The sequence below is a fragment of the Bradyrhizobium barranii subsp. barranii genome (genome assembly GCF_017565645.3).
Taxonomy (GTDB): Bacteria; Pseudomonadota; Alphaproteobacteria; order Rhizobiales; family Xanthobacteraceae; genus Bradyrhizobium; species Bradyrhizobium barranii.
In genome coordinates, this window is record NZ_CP086136.1 from 3,020,363 (window position 1) to 3,039,536 (window position 19,174).

General features: G+C 65.1%; 16 protein-coding genes and 1 tRNA gene. 7 read left to right on the plus strand and 10 right to left on the minus strand.

All coding sequences use genetic code 11. The features are described from left to right. Positions 1-9: 9 nt before the first annotated feature. The 5 genes from J4G43_RS14575 to J4G43_RS14595 are packed head-to-tail and all read left to right on the plus strand — an operon-like array spanning position 10 to position 4,936. Positions 10-945 (plus strand): hydroxymethylglutaryl-CoA lyase, encoded by a 936-nt coding sequence (locus J4G43_RS14575; protein ID WP_225004892.1) that lies wholly within the window; start codon positions 10-12, stop codon positions 943-945. Beyond that, positions 942-2,162, plus strand: coding sequence for a CaiB/BaiF CoA transferase family protein (locus tag J4G43_RS14580; protein WP_208085207.1), 1,221 nt, complete (start codon positions 942-944; stop codon positions 2,160-2,162). The genes J4G43_RS14575 and J4G43_RS14580 overlap by 4 nt, the downstream gene beginning before the upstream one ends. Before the next feature lie 37 nt (positions 2,163-2,199). Further along, positions 2,200-3,246 carry an ABC transporter substrate-binding protein gene (locus tag J4G43_RS14585; protein ID WP_208085208.1) on the plus strand — a complete coding sequence of 349 codons (1,047 nt, stop codon included), beginning with the start codon at positions 2,200-2,202 and terminating at the stop codon, positions 3,244-3,246. Beyond that, positions 3,243-4,082: an ABC transporter ATP-binding protein gene (locus J4G43_RS14590; protein WP_208085209.1), complete on the plus strand. Its 840-nt coding sequence runs from the start codon at positions 3,243-3,245 to the stop codon at positions 4,080-4,082. Before J4G43_RS14585 ends, J4G43_RS14590 begins: the two co-directional genes overlap by 4 nt. Beyond that, positions 4,079-4,936: an ABC transporter permease gene (locus J4G43_RS14595; RefSeq protein WP_321576329.1), complete on the plus strand. Its 858-nt coding sequence runs from the start codon at positions 4,079-4,081 to the stop codon at positions 4,934-4,936. Before J4G43_RS14590 ends, J4G43_RS14595 begins: the two co-directional genes overlap by 4 nt. Positions 4,937-4,960: 24 nt before the next feature. Here the strand turns inward: J4G43_RS14595 and J4G43_RS14600 are convergent, their stop codons facing one another. From J4G43_RS14600 to J4G43_RS14635, 8 genes are all read right to left on the minus strand, one after another. Beyond that, positions 4,961-6,208, minus strand: coding sequence for a class I SAM-dependent RNA methyltransferase (locus tag J4G43_RS14600; protein WP_208085210.1), 1,248 nt, complete (start codon positions 6,206-6,208; stop codon positions 4,961-4,963). Beyond that, positions 6,201-6,935, minus strand: a complete 735-nt coding sequence (locus J4G43_RS14605; RefSeq protein ID WP_208085211.1) for a TlyA family RNA methyltransferase — start codon at positions 6,933-6,935, stop codon at positions 6,201-6,203. Before J4G43_RS14605 ends, J4G43_RS14600 begins: the two co-directional genes overlap by 8 nt. A gap of 34 nt (positions 6,936-6,969) precedes the next feature. Next, positions 6,970-7,524 carry a nucleoside 2-deoxyribosyltransferase gene (locus J4G43_RS14610; protein ID WP_208085212.1) on the minus strand — a complete coding sequence of 185 codons (555 nt, stop codon included), beginning with the start codon at positions 7,522-7,524 and terminating at the stop codon, positions 6,970-6,972. 37 nt (positions 7,525-7,561) lie between these two features. After that, positions 7,562-9,490, minus strand: coding sequence for a 1-deoxy-D-xylulose-5-phosphate synthase (gene dxs, locus J4G43_RS14615; RefSeq protein ID WP_208085213.1), 1,929 nt, complete (start codon positions 9,488-9,490; stop codon positions 7,562-7,564). Between the two features lie 589 nt (positions 9,491-10,079). Further along, positions 10,080-10,331 carry an exodeoxyribonuclease VII small subunit gene (locus tag J4G43_RS14620; protein ID WP_008132970.1) on the minus strand — a complete coding sequence of 84 codons (252 nt, stop codon included), beginning with the start codon at positions 10,329-10,331 and terminating at the stop codon, positions 10,080-10,082. A 68-nt stretch (positions 10,332-10,399) separates the two neighbouring features. Next, on the minus strand, positions 10,400-11,329 hold the full coding sequence (locus J4G43_RS14625) for a histone deacetylase family protein (RefSeq protein WP_208085214.1): 930 nt from the start codon (positions 11,327-11,329) through the stop codon (positions 10,400-10,402). A 135-nt stretch (positions 11,330-11,464) separates the two neighbouring features. Beyond that, positions 11,465-13,123, minus strand: coding sequence for a bifunctional metallophosphatase/5'-nucleotidase (locus J4G43_RS14630; RefSeq protein ID WP_208085215.1), 1,659 nt, complete (start codon positions 13,121-13,123; stop codon positions 11,465-11,467). Positions 13,124-13,266: 143 nt separating this feature from the next. Next, a complete protein-coding gene (locus tag J4G43_RS14635) occupies positions 13,267-14,022 on the minus strand; it encodes an enoyl-CoA hydratase-related protein (RefSeq protein WP_166088224.1) in 756 nt (251 codons plus the stop codon). Between the two features lie 302 nt (positions 14,023-14,324). On the opposite strand from J4G43_RS14635, the gene J4G43_RS14640 reads away from it, so the two are divergent. Further along, complete coding sequence (locus J4G43_RS14640) at positions 14,325-15,560, plus strand: MFS transporter (RefSeq protein ID WP_208085216.1); 1,236 nt, start codon at positions 14,325-14,327, stop codon at positions 15,558-15,560. A gap of 6 nt (positions 15,561-15,566) precedes the next feature. Here the strand turns inward: J4G43_RS14640 and J4G43_RS14645 are convergent, their stop codons facing one another. After that, positions 15,567-17,345, minus strand: a complete 1,779-nt coding sequence (locus tag J4G43_RS14645) for an acyl-CoA dehydrogenase family protein (RefSeq protein WP_208085217.1) — start codon at positions 17,343-17,345, stop codon at positions 15,567-15,569. A 269-nt stretch (positions 17,346-17,614) separates the two neighbouring features. Between J4G43_RS14645 and J4G43_RS14650 the strand changes: the two genes are divergently transcribed. After that, a tRNA-Gln gene (locus J4G43_RS14650) sits at positions 17,615-17,689 on the plus strand. 287 nt (positions 17,690-17,976) lie between these two features. Here the strand turns inward: J4G43_RS14650 and J4G43_RS14655 are convergent. Beyond that, complete coding sequence (locus J4G43_RS14655; protein ID WP_225004894.1) at positions 17,977-18,900, minus strand: DUF2130 domain-containing protein; 924 nt, start codon at positions 18,898-18,900, stop codon at positions 17,977-17,979. Positions 18,901-19,174: the final 274 nt, after the last annotated feature.

A 19,174-nucleotide genomic window follows, 5' to 3' on the forward strand; every position in this document is an offset into this window, starting at 1 on the left:
GAGAGCCTGATGGCGCATGCGCCGGATGTCCTGATTTGCGAGGTCGGCCCCCGCGATGGGCTGCAAAACCTGGACGTGTTCGTTCCCACCGAAGCCAAATGCGCGCTGATCGATACGATCGCCGCCGCCGGCATGCGCGAGATCGACGCGGGATCCTTCGTGCCGCCGAAGGTCGTGCCGCAATTCGCCGATGTCGATGCGGTGATGGCGCACGCACTTGCGCACAAGACCGCGACCATCGGTGCACTTGTGCCGAACGTGAAGGGCGCCGAGCGCGCCATCGCCACCGGTGTCGACGCCGTCTACTTCGTCATCTCCGCCAGCGAGACGCACAACCGCGCCAATGTGCGCCGCTCGATCGAAGAGCAGCTCGACGGGTTTCGCGCGGTCCGCGCCGCGATCGACGCCAGTCCGGCGGACCGGCGGCCGCACCTGATGGGCGCGATCGCCACCTCCTTCGGCTGCTCGCTGGAAGGCGAGGTGAGCGAAGCGGCGGTGTGCCGGGTCGCGCGCGCCTTTGCCGAGGCCGGTGCCGACGAGATCGGGCTGGCCGACACCGTCGGCTATGCCACCCCGAAACTGATCAGGCAGATCGTCGAAGCCGTCAGGCGCGAAGTCGGATCGCAGATGACGCTGCGGCTGCATCTGCACGACACGCTCGGTGCCGGCCTCGCCAATGCCGTCGCCGGCCTCGACGCCGGGATCCGGCGTTTCGACGCCGCGGTATCAGGACTTGGCGGCTGTCCTTTCGCGCCTGGTGCCCGCGGCAACATCGTCACTGAGGATCTCGTGTTCATGCTGGAACGCATGGGACTTTCCACCGGCATCGACCTCGATCGCCTGATGCAGACGCGCGAAATTCTGGTCCGCCATATCCCGGCAAAACATCTGACCGGACACCTGCACGAGGCCGGAATTCCCAAGGTGCTGCGGAGGGCGGCATGACGGCGGCTGCATCCGAGGCGGCAACGGAGCCGCGTCCGCTGGCCGGCCTTCGTGTCATCGAGTTCAGCCAGATGGTGATGGGGCCGAGCTGCGGCTTGATCCTCGCCGATCTCGGCGCCGACGTGATCAAGGTCGAGCCGCCCAAGGGCGACCGCACCCGCTATTTCAAGGGGCCCGCTGCCGGCTTCTTCGCCACCTACAGCCGCAACAAGCGCAGCATCGCGCTGGATACGTCGACCGCGGAAGGCCAGACCATCGCGCGGCGGCTGATCGAGAGCAGCGACGTCCTGATCGAGAATTTCCGACCCGGCCTGCTGAAGCGGATCGGTCTCGACTACGAGTCGGTCGCCGCTTTTGCGCCACGCCTGATCTACTGCTCGCTCAAGGGCTATTTGCCCGGCCCATACGAGAACCGCCTCGCGCTGGACGAGGTCGTGCAGATGATGGGCGGCCTTGCCTACATGACGGGCCTGCCGGACCGGCCGATGCGCGCCGGCGCCTCGGTCAACGACATCATGGGCGGCATGTTCGGCGTGATCGCGATCCAGGCCGCGCTGGCCGAGCGGCAGCGTACCGGCCGCGGTCGCTACATCCAGAGCGCGCTCTACGAGAACAACGTGTTCCTGATGGCGCAGGCCATGATGTGCGAGGTGGTCAGCGGCCAGCCCTCGATCCCCTATTCGATCAAGGACAGCCCCTGGCCGGTCTACGATCTCTTCGACACCAGGGACGGCTCGAAGCTGTTCGTCACCATCGTCGGTGAAGAGCAATGGGAGGCGTTCTGCCGCGCCTTCGATCGCGAATCCTGGCTTGCCGATCCGCGCTTTGCGACGAGCAACGACCGCGTCGATCATCGCGGCTGGCTGATCCCGGAGATCGCGAAGATCTTCAAGCAATGGGACAAGGCCGATCTCGCGGCACGCCTCGAGCAGCTCGATCTGCCCTACGCGCCGGTCAACAAGCCCGGCGATCTCTTCGACGACCCGCATCTGAACCAGTCGGGCGGGCTGACCAACATTCACCTGCCTGACGGCGGCGAGGCAAAAACGCCGCTGTTGCCGATCTCCATGGACGGCCGCCGGCTGCCCAACCGCTACGATCCGCCGCAGATCGGCGAGCAGACGCGCGAGATCCTGAGCGAGATCGGCATTTCGTCGAGTGAAATCGAGACGCTGCAAAAGGCAGGAACCATCCGGATTGCGCCTGGGCCGTCCTGACGAACGGATCGATCAAACAAGAATCAAGGAGGAGCACATGAACATCACCAGACGCCAGGCGCTGATCGCAGGCTCCACATTGGCCGGCGCATCGATGCTGCCCGGGCAGCTCCACGCCGAGACCAAGCAGGTATCGCTCGCCTTCGGGCCGGTGTCGCCGGTCTACGCCATCGGCATGATTGCCGAGCTGAAGGGTTACTTCAGGGAGGAAGGTCTCGACTCCAAGCTCGTCACCGGAAACGCCGGCACGTTCGGCCGTCAGACGCTGGCGGCGGGACAAGCCCTGTTCGCGCATGGCGATGCCAGCCATCCGCTCCAGCTCAGTGCGCGCGGCAAACCCTGCAAGATCCTGCTCGCGACCGAGATGGTGTGCTCCTACGCCAACATCGTGGTCCGGCAGGACCTTTACGACGGCGGTATCAATTCGGTCGAGAAGCTCGCCGAGCATAAACGGCCTGACGGCGCCAAGCCGATCGTCGCGGCCACCGCGATCGGGTCGGGCACCTGGGTGTTCGGCACCTATGTGTTCGAAACGCGCGGGCTCGGCGACAGGGTGAACTGGGTCGCCGGCGGCGGACCCAATACGATGTTCCCGTCGCTGCAGACCAAGCAGTTCGACGCCATCATGGCGCCGCCAAGCTGGATCGTCGAGGTCGAGAAGAAGGGCTTTGGCAGGACGATCTACGACACCTCCAAGCCCGGCGTATTCGAGAAGGATTTCGGCGGCACGCTGCCCGTGCTGGTGATCTACACGCTCCAGGACACGATCGAGCAGGACAAGGCGATGGTGCAGGCCTATGTGAACGCGATCCACCGCGCGATGGCTTTCGTGAGGGCGACGCCGCTCGCAGACGTGCAGGCACTGGTCACGCCGAAATATTTCTCGGGCATCGACCCCGATGCGGTCAGCGCCGAGCTCGGCTTCGACAAGTCGACCTGGGCCTATGACGGCGTCATCGACAAGTCCTCGTTCGAACGCGGGGCCAAGCCCTGGTACCGCAAGGGAACGGATATTCCCGAGACGAAATACGAGGATGTCGTCGACATGAGCTTCCTTCAGGCGGCGAGGGCGAAATACAAATGATCGCCGCGCCAGGCCCGGGATTCGCGCTCGCGCGAGACGAGGTTGAGGAGCGAACCCGCATCGCGGTGCGAGGTCTCGCCAAGCGCTTCAACGCGTCCGGCCGCGAGTTCGTGGCGGTCGATGACGTTTCCTTCGAGGTCAAGCAGGGCGAGTTCGTCGCGCTGCTCGGCCCGTCCGGCTGCGGCAAGAGCACCATCCTCAACATGGTCGCGGGGCTATTGCCCCGCTCGGGCGGACGCATCCTGATCGATGAGGACGCGGTTGAGCCCGGCAAGGTCAACCGCAGGGTCGGCTATGTCTTCCAGCGCGACACGCTGTTTCCCTGGCGAACCGTGGAGCGGAACATCGGCTATGGGCTGGAAATCGCGGGGCTGCGAAAGACCGAGCGCGCCGGGCGCGTCGCTTCGGCCGTCGAGAAGGCCGGGCTCTCCGGCTTTGCACAGTGCTTTCCCAGCACGCTGTCCGGCGGCATGCGCCAGCGTGTCGCCTTGATGCGCACGCTGATCATGGAGCCCGAGATCCTGCTGATGGACGAGCCGTTCGGCGCGCTCGACACCCACACCAAGCTCGAGATGCACAAGACGCTGCTGGAGATCTGGGAACGCGAGCGGCAAACCGTGCTGTTCGTGACCCACGATCTCGGCGAGGCCTTGACGCTGGCGAGCCGCATCATCCTGCTCTCGGCCCGGCCCGGGAGGCTCAAGGAAGATTTCGACGTCGCCATCCCGCGGCCGCGCGATCCCGTGGACGTGCGCGAGACCGCCGAATTCGGCCGCCTCTACTCTCACATCTGGCATTCCCTCGGCGAAGAATTCCGCCGCACCAGGGCCGAATGATCATGTCCAACAGCCGCAGCGCCATCCTGTTCTGGCAAGTGGCCATTCTCGCGGTGGTTCTCGTCGTCTGGCAGTGGGGCTTCGAATGGAGCAAGGCGCTGTTGCCGAAGGCCTATGTGCCGAAAATCCTCGATCCGTATTTCGTCGCCAAGCCGTCGTTGATCTGGCAGAGCTTCCTGCGGCTTGGCTGCTTTGCCGATCCCGCCGGGTTCGCCGCCTGCATCAATGGCAACGACAACAATTTGTGGCTCGCCACGCTCGTCACGCTGAAGAACACCTGGTGGGGGTTTCTTTTCGGGTCCGCGAGCGGAGTAGCGGCCGGCCTGGTCCTCGGCCGTTCGGACTTCCTTGCCCGCGTGTTCGGGCCCTATGTCGTGGCGCTCAACTCGATACCGCGCATCGCGCTGGTGCCGCTCGTCATCCTGATCTTCGGCCTCGGCGATCTCTCCAAGATCGCTACCGCATGGCTCGTCGTGTTCTTCGTGGTGTTCTTCAACACCTTCGAGGGAACGCGTGCGGTCGACCGCGATCAGATCGCCGCTGCCCGTCTGCTCGGTGCCAGCGAACTCACCGTGCTGCGCACGGTGGTGATCCCCTCCGCGCTGGCCTGGGTGTTCGCGTCGCTGTTGCCGGCGGTGTCTTTCGCGCTGATCGGCGTCATCGTCGGCGAGTTCATCGGCGCCGAGCGCGGGCTCGGCAAGCTCATCATCGAAGCCGAGGCGCGCGCCAATGCCAGCGAGATGATGGTCGCCATCTTCGTCATGATGTTCGTCGGAATCCTGTTGGCGATCGCAGTACGCTCGCTGCAGTCCTACCTGCTGCGATGGCAGCCGCAATTCGAGCCGTCGGCATAGCAGTCTGGGGTGGCAGGCACGGCCTCAGCGCGTGAACCGCGCCACCAATTCCACATGCGGCGTGTGGCGGAACTGGTCGACCGGGACCACGGTCTCGATCCTGTAGCCGCCGTCGATGAGGAGCCGGGCGTCGCGGGCGAAGGTTGCGGCGTTGCAGGACACCGCGATCACGACGGGTACCTTGCTTGCAGCGAGTTTCAGCGCCTGCGCCTGCGCGCCCTGGCGCGGCGGGTCGAACACCACGGCGTCGAAGTCGCGCAGCTCCGGCGGCACCAGCGGGCGGCGGAACAGGTCGCGCGGTTCGGCCTTGATCGGCTTCAGCCCTGGTGTGCGCGCCGCCTTCACGAGCGCCGCGACGGCGCCGGCGTCATTGTCATAGGCGGTGACGCGCGCCTTCTCGGCGAGCCTCAAGGCAAACGGGCCGACGCCGCAGAAGAGGTCGAGAACCTCCTTGGCCTTGCCGACGCGCTCGGCGACGAGCGACGCCAGCGTCTCCTCGCCCGCGACCGTTGCCTGCAGGAACGAGCCCGGCGGCAGCGTCACCTCGGCGCGGCCCATTCGCACCGTCGGCGGCAGGCGTTGCAGCACCAGCTCGCCGTGCCGCGTCAGCCGCGCCAGCCGATGCTGCTCGGCGACGCGCGACAGCGCCGTGACCAGCGGCGTCGGCAGCGGGCCGGAGCCGCGCACGTCGACATCGAGGCCGTTGGCGGTCGCGGTGACCTGGATGTCCAGCGGCTTCGTCGCCGCCATTCTGGACGTCAGGGATTCGGCAAGCGCCCAGGCGGCGTCGAGCGCACCCTCGAGCCCGGGATCGAGGATCGGGCAGCGGTGGATCGGGATGACGTCGTGCGAGCTCGCCGCCGAGAAGCCGACCTTGAGGACGTCATGCGTGCCGAACCGGCCGTGCAGCGTGACGCGCCGGCGCCCCGCGCCATGGGCATCGACCAGCGGCGCCACCTCGCAATCGATGCCGGCCTGCGCCAGCGTCTCGACCACGATGCCGCGCTTCCAGGCGTGGTACGGCGCGGGCGCCCAGTGCTGGATGGCGCAGCCGCCGCAGATGCCGAAATGCGGACAGAACGGCTCGATGCGATCGGGGCTGGCGACGTCGACCGCGAGCAGCTTGCGGCGGTCGGGATGGTTGCCGGCGACGTGGTCGACCTCGACGGTCTCGCCGCCAAGCGTGTAGGGCACATAGACGGCATCGCCAGCAGCGAGCGAGACGCCGTCGCCGCGATGGCCGACGTGATCGATCCTCACGCGCTCAACCACGGCGCGCGCCCAGGAAGAATTCGATATTGCCGTCACCGCCCGTGATCGGGGAGGGGAACACCTCGATGTCGGTGCAGCCGAGCGAAGCGGCGAAGACCGCGATGTCGTCGCAGATCTCCTGATGCACGGCGGCGTCGCGGATGATGCCCTTCTTGTTGTGCTTTCGATCGGCCTCGAACTGCGGCTTGATCAGCGCCAGCAGGCTCATCGGCGCCGCTGCCAGTGGCAGCGCCACGGGCAGCACCGTCTTGAGCGAGATGAAGCTGACATCGATGACGACGACGTCGGGCCGCGCCGGCAGCCGCTTGCCATCATAGCTGCGGATGTCAGTCTCCTCCATCGACACGATCTTGGGATGGTCGCGCAGCGAAGGATGCAGCTGGCTGGTGCCGACATCGATGGCGAACACCAGGCTGGCGCCGTTCGCCAGCAGCACCTCGGTGAAACCGCCGGTGGAGGCGCCGACATCGAGGCAGACATGGTCCTCGATCTCGATGGGGTAGCGCTCCAGCGCGCCGGCGAGCTTGACGCCGCCGCGCGACACATAAGGATGCGCAGGCTCGGCCACGATCACCGCGTCCTCGGCGATCGTCTCCGAGGGTTTGGCGACCTGCTTGTCGTCGGCGGTGACGAGCCCGGCCTCGATCGCCGCGCGCGCCCGCGCCCGGCTCTCGAACAAGCCGCGCTCGACCAGCAGAACATCCGCACGCTTGCGGGCAGGGGACATCGGATCTCCGGAGACGACTGAAGCGTCGAAGCGTCTATGTAGCGATCAATCGCGCGGCCGCCATCCGGACGCAAGCCTCGAACGCGGCCAGATCGTGCCAGACGTCGATCGGCATCTGCGCCGGCGTCACCAGCGGGCAGCCGTGCAGCTCCAGCGCATGGATCATCATGAGGTTGTCGACGAGGCCAAAATCCTCGACCGTCAGCCCCTGTGCATCGACCAGCCGTCCGTCCTCGGAGGTCACGTCCATGAAGCGGCCGACGCGGTCGGCATAGACGGCGCCGTCGTTGGAATAGGCCAGGCAAAACTTGCGGCGGCCGGCCATGTAGCCGAGCTCGTAGACGGTGCCGGGGTCGGCGCCGGCACCGCGGAACGGGGTGAGGTTGGCGATGATGGCATCGGCCTCGTCCATCATCGCCTCGTTGCCGCAAAAGATCTGCCGCGAGGCGTCGGGCGAGGTGAGATCGATCGCGTTGTCGAGGGGATAGAGGCCGGTGAGCCCATGCGCAGCGCAGATCACGGCCTTTTGCCGGCCGATCTCAACCGCATCCGGCAGGAACACGTCGGGCCCTGCCAGATAGATTTTCATGAAGGTCGCGCTGGTTCGCGAAGGTCGAAGCTCGCCGTCAGGCCAGCTTGACCGTCTCGGCCTTGACGTCCTTGCCCAGCGCCTCGAACACCTTGGCGACGATGCCCTTGGCGTCGAGACCGGCGCGGCCGTACATCGCGGCCGGCGTGTCGTGGTCCTGGAACACGTCGGGCAGCACCATCGAGCGGAACTTGACCATGCCGCCGTCGAGCGCGCCCTGATCGGTCAGGTACTGCGCGACATGCGAGCCGAAGCCGCCGACCGAGCCTTCCTCGATCGTGATCAGGATCTCGTGGTCGCGGGCGAGCTTGAGAACCAGCTCGGTGTCGAGCGGCTTCATGAAGCGCGCATCAGCGATCGAGGTGGAGAGGCCGTGGGCGGCGAGCTCGTCGGCCGCCTTCTCGCATTCGGCGAGGCGCGTACCGAAGGAAAGCAAGGCGATCTTGCTGCCCTGGCGAATCATGCGGCCCTTGCCGACCTCGAGCGGAACGCCGACTTCGGGCATCTCGATGCCGCGGCCTTCGCCGCGCGGATAGCGCAGCGAGCTCGGACGGTCGTCGATCGCGACCTGGGTCGCCACCATGTGCACGAGCTCGGCTTCGTCGGCCGCGGCCATGATCACCATGTTCGGCAGGCAGCCGAGATAGGCGTTGTCGAACGAGCCGGCATGCGTCGCGCCGTCGGCGCCGACGAGGCCGGCGCGGTCGATGGCGAAGCGGACGGGCAGGTTCTGGATCGCGACGTCATGCACGATCTGGTCGTAGCCGCGCTGCAGGAAGGTCGAGTAGATCGCGCAGAACGGCTTGTAGCCCTCGCTCGCAAGACCGGCGGCGAACGTCACCGCGTGCTGCTCGGCGATGCCGACGTCGAAGGTGCGGTCCGGGAAGGCCTTGTTGAAGATGTCGACGCCGGTGCCCGACGGCATCGCCGCGGTGATGGCGACGATCTTGTCGTCCTTCTGCGCTTCCTTGACGAGGCTCTGGCCGAACACGTTCTGGTAGGCCGGCGCATTCGGCTTGGCCTTGGCCTGGGTGCCGGTCGCGACGTCGAACTTGACGACCGCGTGGTACTTGTCGGCGGAAGCTTCCGCCGGGCCGTAGCCCTTGCCCTTCTGCGTCACGACGTGGACCAGGATCGGGCCGGTCTCCATGTCGCGCACGTTCCTCAGCACGGGCAGCAGATGGTCGAGGTTATGACCGTCGATCGGGCCGACGTAATAGAAGCCGAGCTCCTCGAACAGCGTGCCGCCGTCCATCATGAAGCCGCGCGAATATTCCTCGACGCGGTTGGCGCGGTTGGCGATGATCTTGGGCAGGCGCTTGTTGATCTGCTTGGCCGCATCGCGCAGCGTGCGATAGGTCTTGCCGGAGTAGAGGCGCGACAGATAGGCGCTCATGGCGCCGACCGGCGGCGCGATCGACATGTCGTTGTCGTTGAGGATCACGATCAGGCGCGAGTTCATGGCGCCTGCGTTGTTCATGGCTTCATAGGCCATGCCGGCTGACATCGCGCCGTCACCGATGACCGCGATAACGTTGTTCTTGCCGCCGGAGAGGTCGCGTGCGACCGCCATGCCGAGGCCGGCGGAAATCGAGGTCGAGGAATGCGCCGCGCCGAACGGATCGTAATCGCTCTCGCTGCGCTTGGTGAAGCCGGACAGGCCGCCGCCAGTGCGCAGCGTGCGGATGCGGTCGCGCCGGCCGGTGAGGATCTTGTGCGGATAGGCCTGATGGCCGACGTCCCAGATCAGCCGGTCGCGCGGCGTGTCGAAGACGTAATGGATCGCGGTGGTGAGCTCGACCACGCCGAGGCCGGCGCCGAAGTGACCGCCGGTCACCGAGACGGCATCGATGGTCTCTTGCCGCAGCTCGTCGGCGACCTGGCGAACCTGCTCGATCTTGAGCTTGCGCAGGTCATCCGGCGTATGGATGGTGTCGAGAAGCGGCGTTTTACTGTATGCGTTCACGGCGATTTCCAATTTGTCAGCGCCGGAAGATCGTTCCGGTGCGCGATGGGTTTGCACAATATCGGCGCAGCGCGAGTCCTTAAACCGTCGGAGCCACCTGCATGGGGCAGGGCCCCGTCTTCAAGCTTAGGTGAGCTTAGGTGCGCTCCGGTTCAGTCCCTGTGATCCCTGTCACTTAGATCGGCTTCGTCCGTCCCAGCCAATTTCATTAGCAGTTTGAAGCGCTTGTCGTCGGTAATTTGTGCCCACGCAAGGCTTGCAAAAAGCCACACTCCGCGCAGCTTTACACCAAAGCTTGGGCCAAAGCCAACCCGCAGGGTCGTTTAGGGGTATGCACCTGCAACCCGCGGGCCAGCTTGGTTAATCCTGGCGCCGGCGGATGGGTTCCAGTCTTGCCCGGTTCCTCGCCTGCATTTTGGGCGAGAGGAAGGCCGTTTTGGCCAGATTCGCGAGCCCGAGAGGCCCTGGCCGGGGGAACTCTTCGATGTCAGTGCCTGGCCGCCGAGGGCTGTAAGCCCAAACAGCGGCGTGCGATCATGAAAAACTGCAGATGGCCGATGCTTGAGGCGGGCGGCTTGAAACGGGGACCTTACTGCACGTCGAGTGGTGCGGTGCCGGTGGCCTGGCCGCTGGCATCGGTGGTGATCTTGTCGACGCGTGCCTCGGCTTGGCGCAGCAATTCCTCGCAGCGGCGCTTCAGCGCCTCGCCGCGCTCGTAGATCGTCACGGATTCCTCGAGTGGCACCTTGCCGTCCTCGAGCCGCTTCACGATGGTTTCGAGCTCCTCGATGGCGCGTTCGAAGGTGAGCCTGGAGACGTCGACTTGGGTATTTTCGGCCATATCCGTTTCCGATTGCCCGCTTCACGTGAGAAAAAGCGCAGTTTTGCGGGCGTAATGTGGCGGGTGCGTCAAGCGCCCATCAGGGCGCCGACATGCGCCGTAACAGATTCTTTCAATCCTTGCAGGTCATAGCCGCCCTCGAGCACCGAAACAATGCGGCCCCCTGCGGACTTGTCGGCAAGGTCCATCAGCTTGCGCGTGACCCAGGTGTAGTCCTCCGCGCGCAAATTCAGCGAGGCCAGCGGATCGCGGTAATGCGCATCGAAGCCCGCGGAGATGACGAGAAGCTCGGGGCTGAATTTTTCGAGGCGCGGCAGGATCAGATGCTCGAACGCGGCGCGGAATTCGGGTCCGCCGTCTTCGGAAGCGAGCGGCGCATTGACGATGGTGTCGTGGTCGCCGCGCTCGCCCTTCGCGCCGGTACCCGGAAACAGCGGCATCTGATGCGTCGAGCAGTACATCACGGTCTGATCGGACCAGAAGATGTCCTGCGTGCCGTTGCCGTGATGCACGTCGAAATCGACGATGGCGGCGCGCTGGATGCCGTATTTGCGCTGCGCATGACGCGCGGCGATCGCGGCATTGTCGAAGAAGCAGAAGCCCATCGGCTTGCCGATCTCGGCGTGATGTCCGGGCGGGCGCACCGCGACGAAGGCGTTGCGATGCTCGCCATTCATCACCGCTTCGGTCGCAGCCACTGCGCCGCCGACGCCGCGCATCACCGCTTCCCACGTGCCTGGAGACATCGAGGTGTCGCCGTCGATATAGACCTGACCACTGGTCGGCGCGATGTGGCGCAGCTCGGTGACGTAATGCTCGTTGTGGCACAGCGTCACGAGATCGAGATCGCCTTCCGGTGCCAGGTCGCGCGCCAGGAACTGGAAGCGTTCCTGCGACAGCGCTTCCTCCACCGCCCGCAGGCGGTCGGGCCTTTCAGGGTGTCCTGGCGGCGTGACGTGGTCGAGGCAGGCCTTGTGGGAGAGGAGAAGCGTGCTCATCAGGTCGGCCTCACAGGGAACGGGCTCTTGACGTCGCTTGGCGCATCCCGAGCCAAAACGCAAATGCAAAACGCAATCTAAGCGCTTGGGCGGGGATGGCAAAGGGTGGTTCCGGACAAGTCCGTTTGATCCGGATCAATTCACGCGCAGGATGCGCGTGGGCGGCAGCGGACCGATCGGTCCGTGTGCCCTGAAGAAGGCGAACAGCGCGTCCGCATCGTAGCCGCCATATTGCTGCGCTGTGCCTTGTTTGGCGGCCGTAAAACCGTCGCCGCCGACGGCGAGGTAATCGTTGACGGTGACGCGGTAGCCGCTCCCGGGCTCGATCGGCTTGCCGTTGAGCGTCATCTTCTCAAGGCTGATTCGCTCGCCGAACGGTTTCGTCGCATCCCAGGTGTAGCTGAATCCGTTCGAGACCTGGAGAATCCGCGGGCGCTTCGGATCGAGCCATTGCTGCTCCAGCATGTCCTTGAGCTGGCTGCCCCTGAGCGTCATCGTAACGAGGCGATTGCGGAACGGCTGGCTCGCGAACAGTTCGCCGAACGACACCGCGCCGTTCTCCTTCGGAACAATGTCGGTGCGGATGCCGCCGGGATTGGTGAGCGCGATGACAGCGCTGCCATCCTTGGCGTCCTTCGTCGCGGCGAGCTGCGCGTCCGCGATGACGTCGCCGAGCGCGCTCTCGCCGGCCTCGTTCGGCACGCGCGACAGTGTCTGCGTCACCGATCCGGCCGGGCGATTCGCAATCGGTGCCGACAGCTTGTCATAGGCTTCGATCAACGCGGTCTGTTCGGGATCCTTCGCCAGCGAGGCATTGGCGACGATGACGTTCTCGGCTTTGGCGCTGACGATGTCGCGGGTTACGGGATCGAGCTTGAGGTCGATCGCGGTGACCAGCGTGCCGTATTTGTCGCCGCTGGTGACGAGCCGCCCGTCGATGTCGCAGACATAGGCGCGGTGGGTGTGGCCGCTGACGACGACGTCGACGGCGCGGTCGAATTTCTTGACGATGTCGACGATCGGCCCCGTAATGGCAGGGCATTCATTGTAGTCGCCCGAGGGCTCGCCACCCTGGTGGATCAACACCACGATCGCCTCGACGCCACGCGCCTTCAGCTGCGGCACCAGCGCGTTCACCGTCTCGGCCTCGTCGCGGAATTCGAGCCCGGCAATGCCTGAGGGCGAGACGATGCCCGCGGTCTCTTTCAAGGTCAGGCCGATGAAGGCGACGGGGATGCCCTCGAACTCCCTGATCTCGTAGGGCGGCAGCACGCTCTTGCCGGTCGCGGTCTCGACCGTGGAAGCCGCGAGATAATGGAATTTGGCGCCCATGAAGGGATGCGGCCCCTGGCAGCCATCGACCGGATGACAACCGCCGTTCTGCATCCGCAAGAGCTCGGTCTTGCCCTCGTCGAACTCGTGATTGCCGACCGAGGTGATCGCAAGTCCCATCATCGAGAGCGCCTCGACCGAGGGCTCGTCGTGAAACATTGCCGACAGGAACGGGCTCGCGCCGATCAGGTCGCCGGCGGCAACGAAGATCGTGTTTGTGTGCCCCTCGCGCAGCTGCTTGACCAGCGTCGCCATGTACTCCGCGCCGCCGGCCGCGACCGTCACCTTCTTGCTCTTGTCCTCGGGATCCCCGATCCGGATGCCGCCCGGCGGCGGACGCAGATTGCCGTGGAAATCGTTGATCGCGAGAATGCGCAGCTCGACGGGCGCGGCGGTCTGGGCCGAGGCGGGGAGGGTGGCGAGAGCGAGTGTAAGGACGGTCAGGCGGAGAAAATGTCGCATGGAGCCAGATTAGTCGTTCCGCGCGAAGATTTCACGAAGCTTTCTTCCTTCTCCCCTTGCGGGAGAAGGTGGCGCGAAGCGCCGGATGAGGGGTTGTCTCCGCGAGGTTAGATGTGAGTTCGAGGAGAGAGGGGAAGACCGCCCTACCTCTTCTTCCGGTTTGCAAACGCCTTGAACGCGGCAATCGCCTCGTCCGACTTCAACCGCTCGCCGAACAGATGGGCCTCCTGGTCGATGCGGCGGGTGAGCTCCTCGGGCGCGGCGCGCAGCAGCTTGCGCGAGGCCGCGACCGCCTCGGCCGGCAGCCGGCAGATATCGCGCGCCACCTTGCGCGCCTCGACCTCGGTATGTCCCGGCGAGACCACGGTGTTGACGAAGCCTGCCGCGTGCGCCTCCGCGGCGGTGAAAGTCCGCCCCATCACCAGCATCGCGAAGGCGCGCTGGTAGCCCATCGTGTTCGGCATCAGGAGGCTGGCCGCGCCGACCGGAACGAGCCCGAGATGGATATAGGGCGCGGAGAAGGTCGCGGCGTTCGAGGCGAGCACATAGTCGCAATGAAACAGCATCACGGTGCCCATGCCGATCGAGGCGCCATCGACGGCCGCGATGATCGGCTTGACGTTGAGGGCGAGCGAATAGAGAAATTTTGCGCCGTCCGACAGCGTCTCGGAATTCGGTTCGGCCTGCAAGAAGTCGTCGATGTCGTCGCCGGCGGTGAACACGCCGGAGCCGCCGGTGATGATCATGCAGCGGATGTCGGGATTGTTCTGCGCGGTGTCGATCGCGCGGCTCATCTCGCGATACATGTCCTGCGTGATCGCGTTCTTCTTGCTCGGGCGGCGCAGGGTGATGACGCGCGTTCCGCGCTCTTCGGTGACGACGATATTGCCATTCGGCATGAGAGCCCCCTGCGGTCGCCGCGACGCTTGCCTTGGCGAGTCTCGCAAGCCTCAGCCTACATCATCTTGCAGGCGTGCCAATCCGCCCGCTCGACCTTTTCGAGAACGTCCCCGTGAGTCCGCCACATGGCGCGCTGTCGTTTTCCTGATCGGGAACCGCACCGCACCGGATCATGCCGGTTGTATTGCTTCGCACATGCAGTTGCGCATTGCAACAAATGGCTACAATCTTTCATTTGAAAAGCCGGGGGTTGTAGGGCACGATTGCCCAATGCCGGTTCCTTTGGCCGATTGTTCGTTTGATGATTGCCGCAACGGGCGTTGACGAATCCTCGCTGCGTTATCGCGGCTGGCGCGTCGTGCTGGCCTGTTTCCTGATGGCCTTCTTCATGTTCGGCTTCGGCCTCTATGGCCAGGGCGTCTATCTCGCCGAGCTCCAGCGCGCCCATGGCTGGCCGGGCACGCTGGTCTCCGCGGCGAGCACCTTCTCGTTTCTCCTCACCTCCGTGCTCGTCATCTTCACCGACGATCTGCTCGCCCGCATCGGGCTGCGCGCGCTGATCCTGAGCGGCCTGTCGGCGCTCGGCGCGTCGACCGTGCTGCTGGCGCTGATGCAGACGACCTGGCAGCTTTATCTCGCCTATGCGCTGATGTCGGTCGGCTGGACCGGCATGGGCACCGTGGTGATCGCCACCGTGCTGAACGCCTGGTTCGAACGGCGCCGCGGGCTCGCGCTCAGCCTCGCCTTCAACGGCGCGACCTGCGGCGGCATCGTCCTCGTTCCGCTGTTGTTGTCGCTGACCGGCAGCATCGGCTTCCAGTCCGCCATGCTTGCCGCCACGATGGCGATGGTGGTGCTGGTGCTGCCGGTGGTCGTCATTTTCATCGGCTGGCCGACGCAGATGTCGCCGGCATCGGGCGGCCGTTCGTCCGCCGGCATGGCCGCGCCGGCCCATTCCCGCAAGACGCTGCTCGCCAACGCGGCGTTCTGGACCATGGTGCTGCCGATCGCGATCGCGCTGCTGGCGCAGATGGGATTCATCATCCACCAGGTGACGTTCCTCGAGCCGCTGATCGGGCGTTATGCCGCAGGCCTTGCGGTCACCATCATGGCGGCGATGGCGGTGGTCGGCCGCCTGTCGCTCGGCCTGTTCGTCGACCGGCTCGATCCGCGGCTCGCCTGCGCGGCGTCGATGACGGGCCAGGCGGCGGCGCTGTTCGTGCTTCTCCAAAGCACGAACCCGACCGTGCTGCTCGTCTGCTGCGCCGTCTACGGCTTCTCGATCGGCAACATGATCACGTTCCCGCCCTTGATCATCCAGCGCGAGATCGGTGCTGCCGCCTTTGCCGCCGCAATGGGATTGGGCACGTCGATCAGCGGCGTCGTCAGCGCCTTCGGCCCCGGCATCATCGGCCTCGTGCGGAGCTTCACCGGCAACTACACGATCGCGTTTGCGATATGTGTGATGCTGGATCTCGTGGCGGCGGGAATCGTGCTGTGGCGGCCGGGGAGAAGGGCGAAGCTCGCAGCTTCATAGCCACCCTTACCCCAGCAACACCGCATCCGCCGCCGCGACCGACTCCGCGCTCTCCGTCACCGTGCGCTCGAGCGCGCCGGCCTGCACCGTGATGTTCTCGGCGAAGAAGCGCGCGAGCGAGACGTAGCGCGCGGCGTCGGTGTTGCCGTCGGACTTGGCGGCGAGCGCCTCGGAGGCCAGCATGCAGCCGCCGAGCGTCGAGCCGAACTGCTGGAGATACGGCGTCGCGCCGGCGAGCGCCTCGTTCGGCGCGGAGGTCACGCGCTCCAGCAGCCACTTGCTGGTGCGCGTCAGCGCCTCCAGCGCTTCGCGCAGCTTGGTACCTGTGGTGCCGAAAGCGGGATCGTTGGAGGCTTCGACCTGCTTCACGGTTGCCGAGAGCTCGTCGAGCAGCGCCCACACCGCAGCGCCGCCATTGGCCGCGAGCTTGCGGGTGACGAGATCGATCGCCTGAATGCCGTTGGTGCCCTCGTAGATCGCGGTGATGCGCGCATCGCGATAGTGCTGCGCGGCGCCGGTCTCCTCGATGAAGCCCATGCCGCCGTGCACCTGCACGCCGAGATAGGCGACCTCGTTGCCGATATCGGTGGAATAGCCCTTGGCCATCGGCGTCAGCAGCGCCGCGCGCGCGGCGGCGTCCGCGCGGACCTTCGGATCCTTGGCGCGCGTGGAGACGTCGATCGCGACCGCGGTCGCATAGCAGATGGTGCGTGCGGCCGCGGTCTGCGCCCGCATCCGCATCAGCATGCGCTTGACGTCGGGATGCACGAAGATCGCGTCCGAACCGTCGCCCGTCTTGCCGATGGCGCGGCCCTGCTTGCGCTCCTGCGCATAGGCCAGCGCCTGCTGGTAGGCGCGATCGGCGACGCCGACGCCCTCCAGCCCGACGCCGAGGCGGGCCTGGTTCATCATCGTGAACATGCAGCGCATGCCCTGGTTCTCTTCGCCGACGAGGAAGCCGATCGCGCCGCCATGATCGCCCATGGTCATGGTACAGGTCGGGGAAGCATGCATGCCGAGCTTGTGCTCGACGCCCGACGCATAGATGTCATTGCGCGCGCCGAGCGAGCCGTCGGCATTGACCATGAACTTCGGCACGAGGAACAGCGAGATCCCCTTGGTGCCGGCGGGCGCATCGGGCAGGCGCGCCAGCACGAAATGCACGATATTGTCGGTCATGTCGTGCTCGCCATAGGTGATGAATATCTTCGTCCCCTTGATGCGATAGGTGCCGTCGGCCTGCCGCTCGGCGCGGGTACGCAGCGCGCCGACGTCGGAGCCGGCCTGCGACTCGGTCAGCTGCATCGTGCCGGTCCATTCGCCGGAGACGAGCTTTTCCAGATAGATCTTTTTCAGCTCGTCGCTGCCATGCGCATCCAGCGCCTCCATTGCTGACGCCGTGAGCAGCGGGCAGAGGCCGAAGGCGACGTTGGAGGCGCTCCAGATCTCGGTACAGGCGGCGTTGATCGCGATCGGCAGGCCCTGGCCGCCGAAATCCTCGGGGCCGGAGACCGCGTTCCAGCCGCCCTCGGTCCAGCGCTTGTAGGCGTCCGGCCAGCCCGGCGCAGTCGTGACCTTGCCATCGCTGAGCTTGATGCCGTGCTCGTCGCCGACCTGGTTGAGCGGCGCCAGCACGTCGGTTGCGAACTTGCCGGCTTCCTCCAGCACGGCGCTCACGATGTCGCCGTCGAAATCGCCGTAATGGCCGGCCTCCACGGCAGCCTTGAGGCCGGCGCCATGGTTGAGCGACAGCAGCATGTCTGAGATCGGCGCGCGGTAGGTCATGGCTCACTCCCGTGGACAGGTATTGGCGCCGTATTCCCATGAAACGGGGGAGGTCTCAACTGCCCGAACGCCGGGACTGCGCCGGCCCGGAACGGCGCCGCCGCCGGGCCTATAATAAAGGGTGGCACGGCCAGCGCCGGCCCCGGTCCTGGACCTCAGGTATTTTGCCCCTCCAGGCGGTTGAAATGCCGCGCCGCTCCCTATAGACCGGCTGCGACCAGCGGGAATCTGCGGTAGCCGGTTCTTCCGCCCGTTCCCTGGTCGCCTGTTGGGGCGTAGCCAAGCGGTAAGGCAGCGGATTTTGATTCCGCCATTCGGAGGTTCGATCCCTCCCGCCCCAGCCAGCCATTCCAGCGTTCCGCCAGGCTTCCCAAGAGACCGGAGAATGGGCCGGAAATCCCGGCTTTTCGAGCATTCAACTTTGTCTCCACGCTTCCGGATCCCCAATCCCCCGAGCAAAATTGCCGAAAGTCTCCGGCCCTGTCCGCAGAAATTCCCGTTTTGCAGAGATTATCGACGGAGACCGGTTCGATCACGACTGCCGCCCTGAAGCTATTAGCGTGGCACAGTCGCTCGATAAGTCAGTCGCGCATGGGCCACTGATAAGGTTTTGAGAGAAAGCTTATCAGTCTTAGGCGGCCTTTCCCTCTAACATAGGTGGTTCATCGATTGCCTCGATCTCCGGCATCGCTTGCCCCATGATACCGTGAAGATCGCCAACCATGCCAACCGTCGATTCGATCATGGTGCTGACCTGGGCCTCCCGCTTGGCCCAGGCCTTCGCCATGAACTTGCGTTCTTTATCGATATCCTCCCGCATGTCTTTGAAGCGCTCGACGATGGCTTCGATTCGCTGCTTGAACCGCGAACCAGTCAGATATTGATAGACTTGATCAGCCTTGGACTGCTGACCGGCCTGCGTTGTGCGTGCGCTGGCGACCTCTAAAAGGCCCTGGCGTAGAGTAAGAGCGACCGGCACGGCACATCGCGGATGGATGGACAAAAGTGGCGAGATCACGCCGAGGAGTTGATGATCCTCGCCCAACAGATCGCTGACCTGGTTGCGGAACTGTTTGCCGATCGCGCGCGGGAACAGTAACCCATATTCCTTGATCAGGCTGCGGACTTGATTCTCGATATCCCGGCGAATGGTCACAAGCCGGGATCGCGCGACGAGTATCGCGCGGACTTTCTGACTTTCCTCGCTCTTTACTTTGACTTCTCGATACCAACCGACGCGCACCAGTTCGGCCAGGCCTCTAGCGTCATTCGGATCGCTCTTGTTCATGCGCACTGACAAAGCCGCGTGCGCATGACGAGCGTCTATGCAGACCACCGGAAGATCGACCCTACGAAGTTCATGCCATAGCCAGCTTGCCATTGCCCCGGTCTCAAACCCGATGCGCGCCGCATGCGGGGCTCGCTCGCGAAGCAGCGCGTTGAGCGCCCCCGGATCGGACTTGACCTTTCCCTCAAATAAGGATTGTCCAGCTTCGTTGACCACGCACACCGAGGTCTCCTTTTGCGACACGTCAAGCCCAACATATTGCATCATAACCCCTCCCTCGCCTCGAGGGCCGACCGCAATTACGTCATCGTGTGGGGTCCGGACGCCGGTCGGCGTCCCAAGTGCTTGATTGACTTCGCGCATGCGGGGTCAATGTTCGGCGTCGATTCACAATCGTAAGTGCAGTAGGCCACGGCAAGCACGGCTTGCAGGTTCGTTGTCCGCGCTTTCGGCAGGAGCTTGAGCAATTCGGGTTTGATAAAGCCGAGCGGCCGAGCGCAGCCGTGGGCACGAAAACCCAAGGGAGCACGGGCCATTCCTT

What these genes read in the sequence shown, in the direction of transcription:
- J4G43_RS14575 (WP_225004892.1), top strand. Translation starts at nt 10, where the DNA reads ATGGCGCATGCGCCGGATGTCCTGATTTGCGAGGTCGGCCCCCGCGAT.
- J4G43_RS14580 (WP_208085207.1), top strand. Translation starts at nt 942, where the DNA reads ATGACGGCGGCTGCATCCGAGGCGGCAACGGAGCCGCGTCCGCTGGCC.
- J4G43_RS14585 (WP_208085208.1), top strand. Translation starts at nt 2,200, where the DNA reads ATGAACATCACCAGACGCCAGGCGCTGATCGCAGGCTCCACATTGGCC.
- J4G43_RS14590 (WP_208085209.1), top strand. Translation starts at nt 3,243, where the DNA reads ATGATCGCCGCGCCAGGCCCGGGATTCGCGCTCGCGCGAGACGAGGTT.
- J4G43_RS14595 (WP_321576329.1), top strand. Translation starts at nt 4,079, where the DNA reads ATGATCATGTCCAACAGCCGCAGCGCCATCCTGTTCTGGCAAGTGGCC.
- J4G43_RS14605 (WP_208085211.1), bottom strand. Translation starts at nt 6,935, where the DNA reads ATGTCCCCTGCCCGCAAGCGTGCGGATGTTCTGCTGGTCGAGCGCGGC.
- J4G43_RS14610 (WP_208085212.1), bottom strand. Translation starts at nt 7,524, where the DNA reads ATGAAAATCTATCTGGCAGGGCCCGACGTGTTCCTGCCGGATGCGGTT.
- J4G43_RS14620 (WP_008132970.1), bottom strand. Translation starts at nt 10,331, where the DNA reads ATGGCCGAAAATACCCAAGTCGACGTCTCCAGGCTCACCTTCGAACGC.
- J4G43_RS14625 (WP_208085214.1), bottom strand. Translation starts at nt 11,329, where the DNA reads ATGAGCACGCTTCTCCTCTCCCACAAGGCCTGCCTCGACCACGTCACG.
- J4G43_RS14630 (WP_208085215.1), bottom strand. Translation starts at nt 13,123, where the DNA reads ATGCGACATTTTCTCCGCCTGACCGTCCTTACACTCGCTCTCGCCACC.
- J4G43_RS14635 (WP_166088224.1), bottom strand. Translation starts at nt 14,022, where the DNA reads ATGCCGAATGGCAATATCGTCGTCACCGAAGAGCGCGGAACGCGCGTC.
- J4G43_RS14640 (WP_208085216.1), top strand. Translation starts at nt 14,325, where the DNA reads ATGATTGCCGCAACGGGCGTTGACGAATCCTCGCTGCGTTATCGCGGC.
- J4G43_RS14645 (WP_208085217.1), bottom strand. Translation starts at nt 17,345, where the DNA reads ATGACCTACCGCGCGCCGATCTCAGACATGCTGCTGTCGCTCAACCAT.
- J4G43_RS14655 (WP_225004894.1), bottom strand. Translation starts at nt 18,900, where the DNA reads ATGATGCAATATGTTGGGCTTGACGTGTCGCAAAAGGAGACCTCGGTG.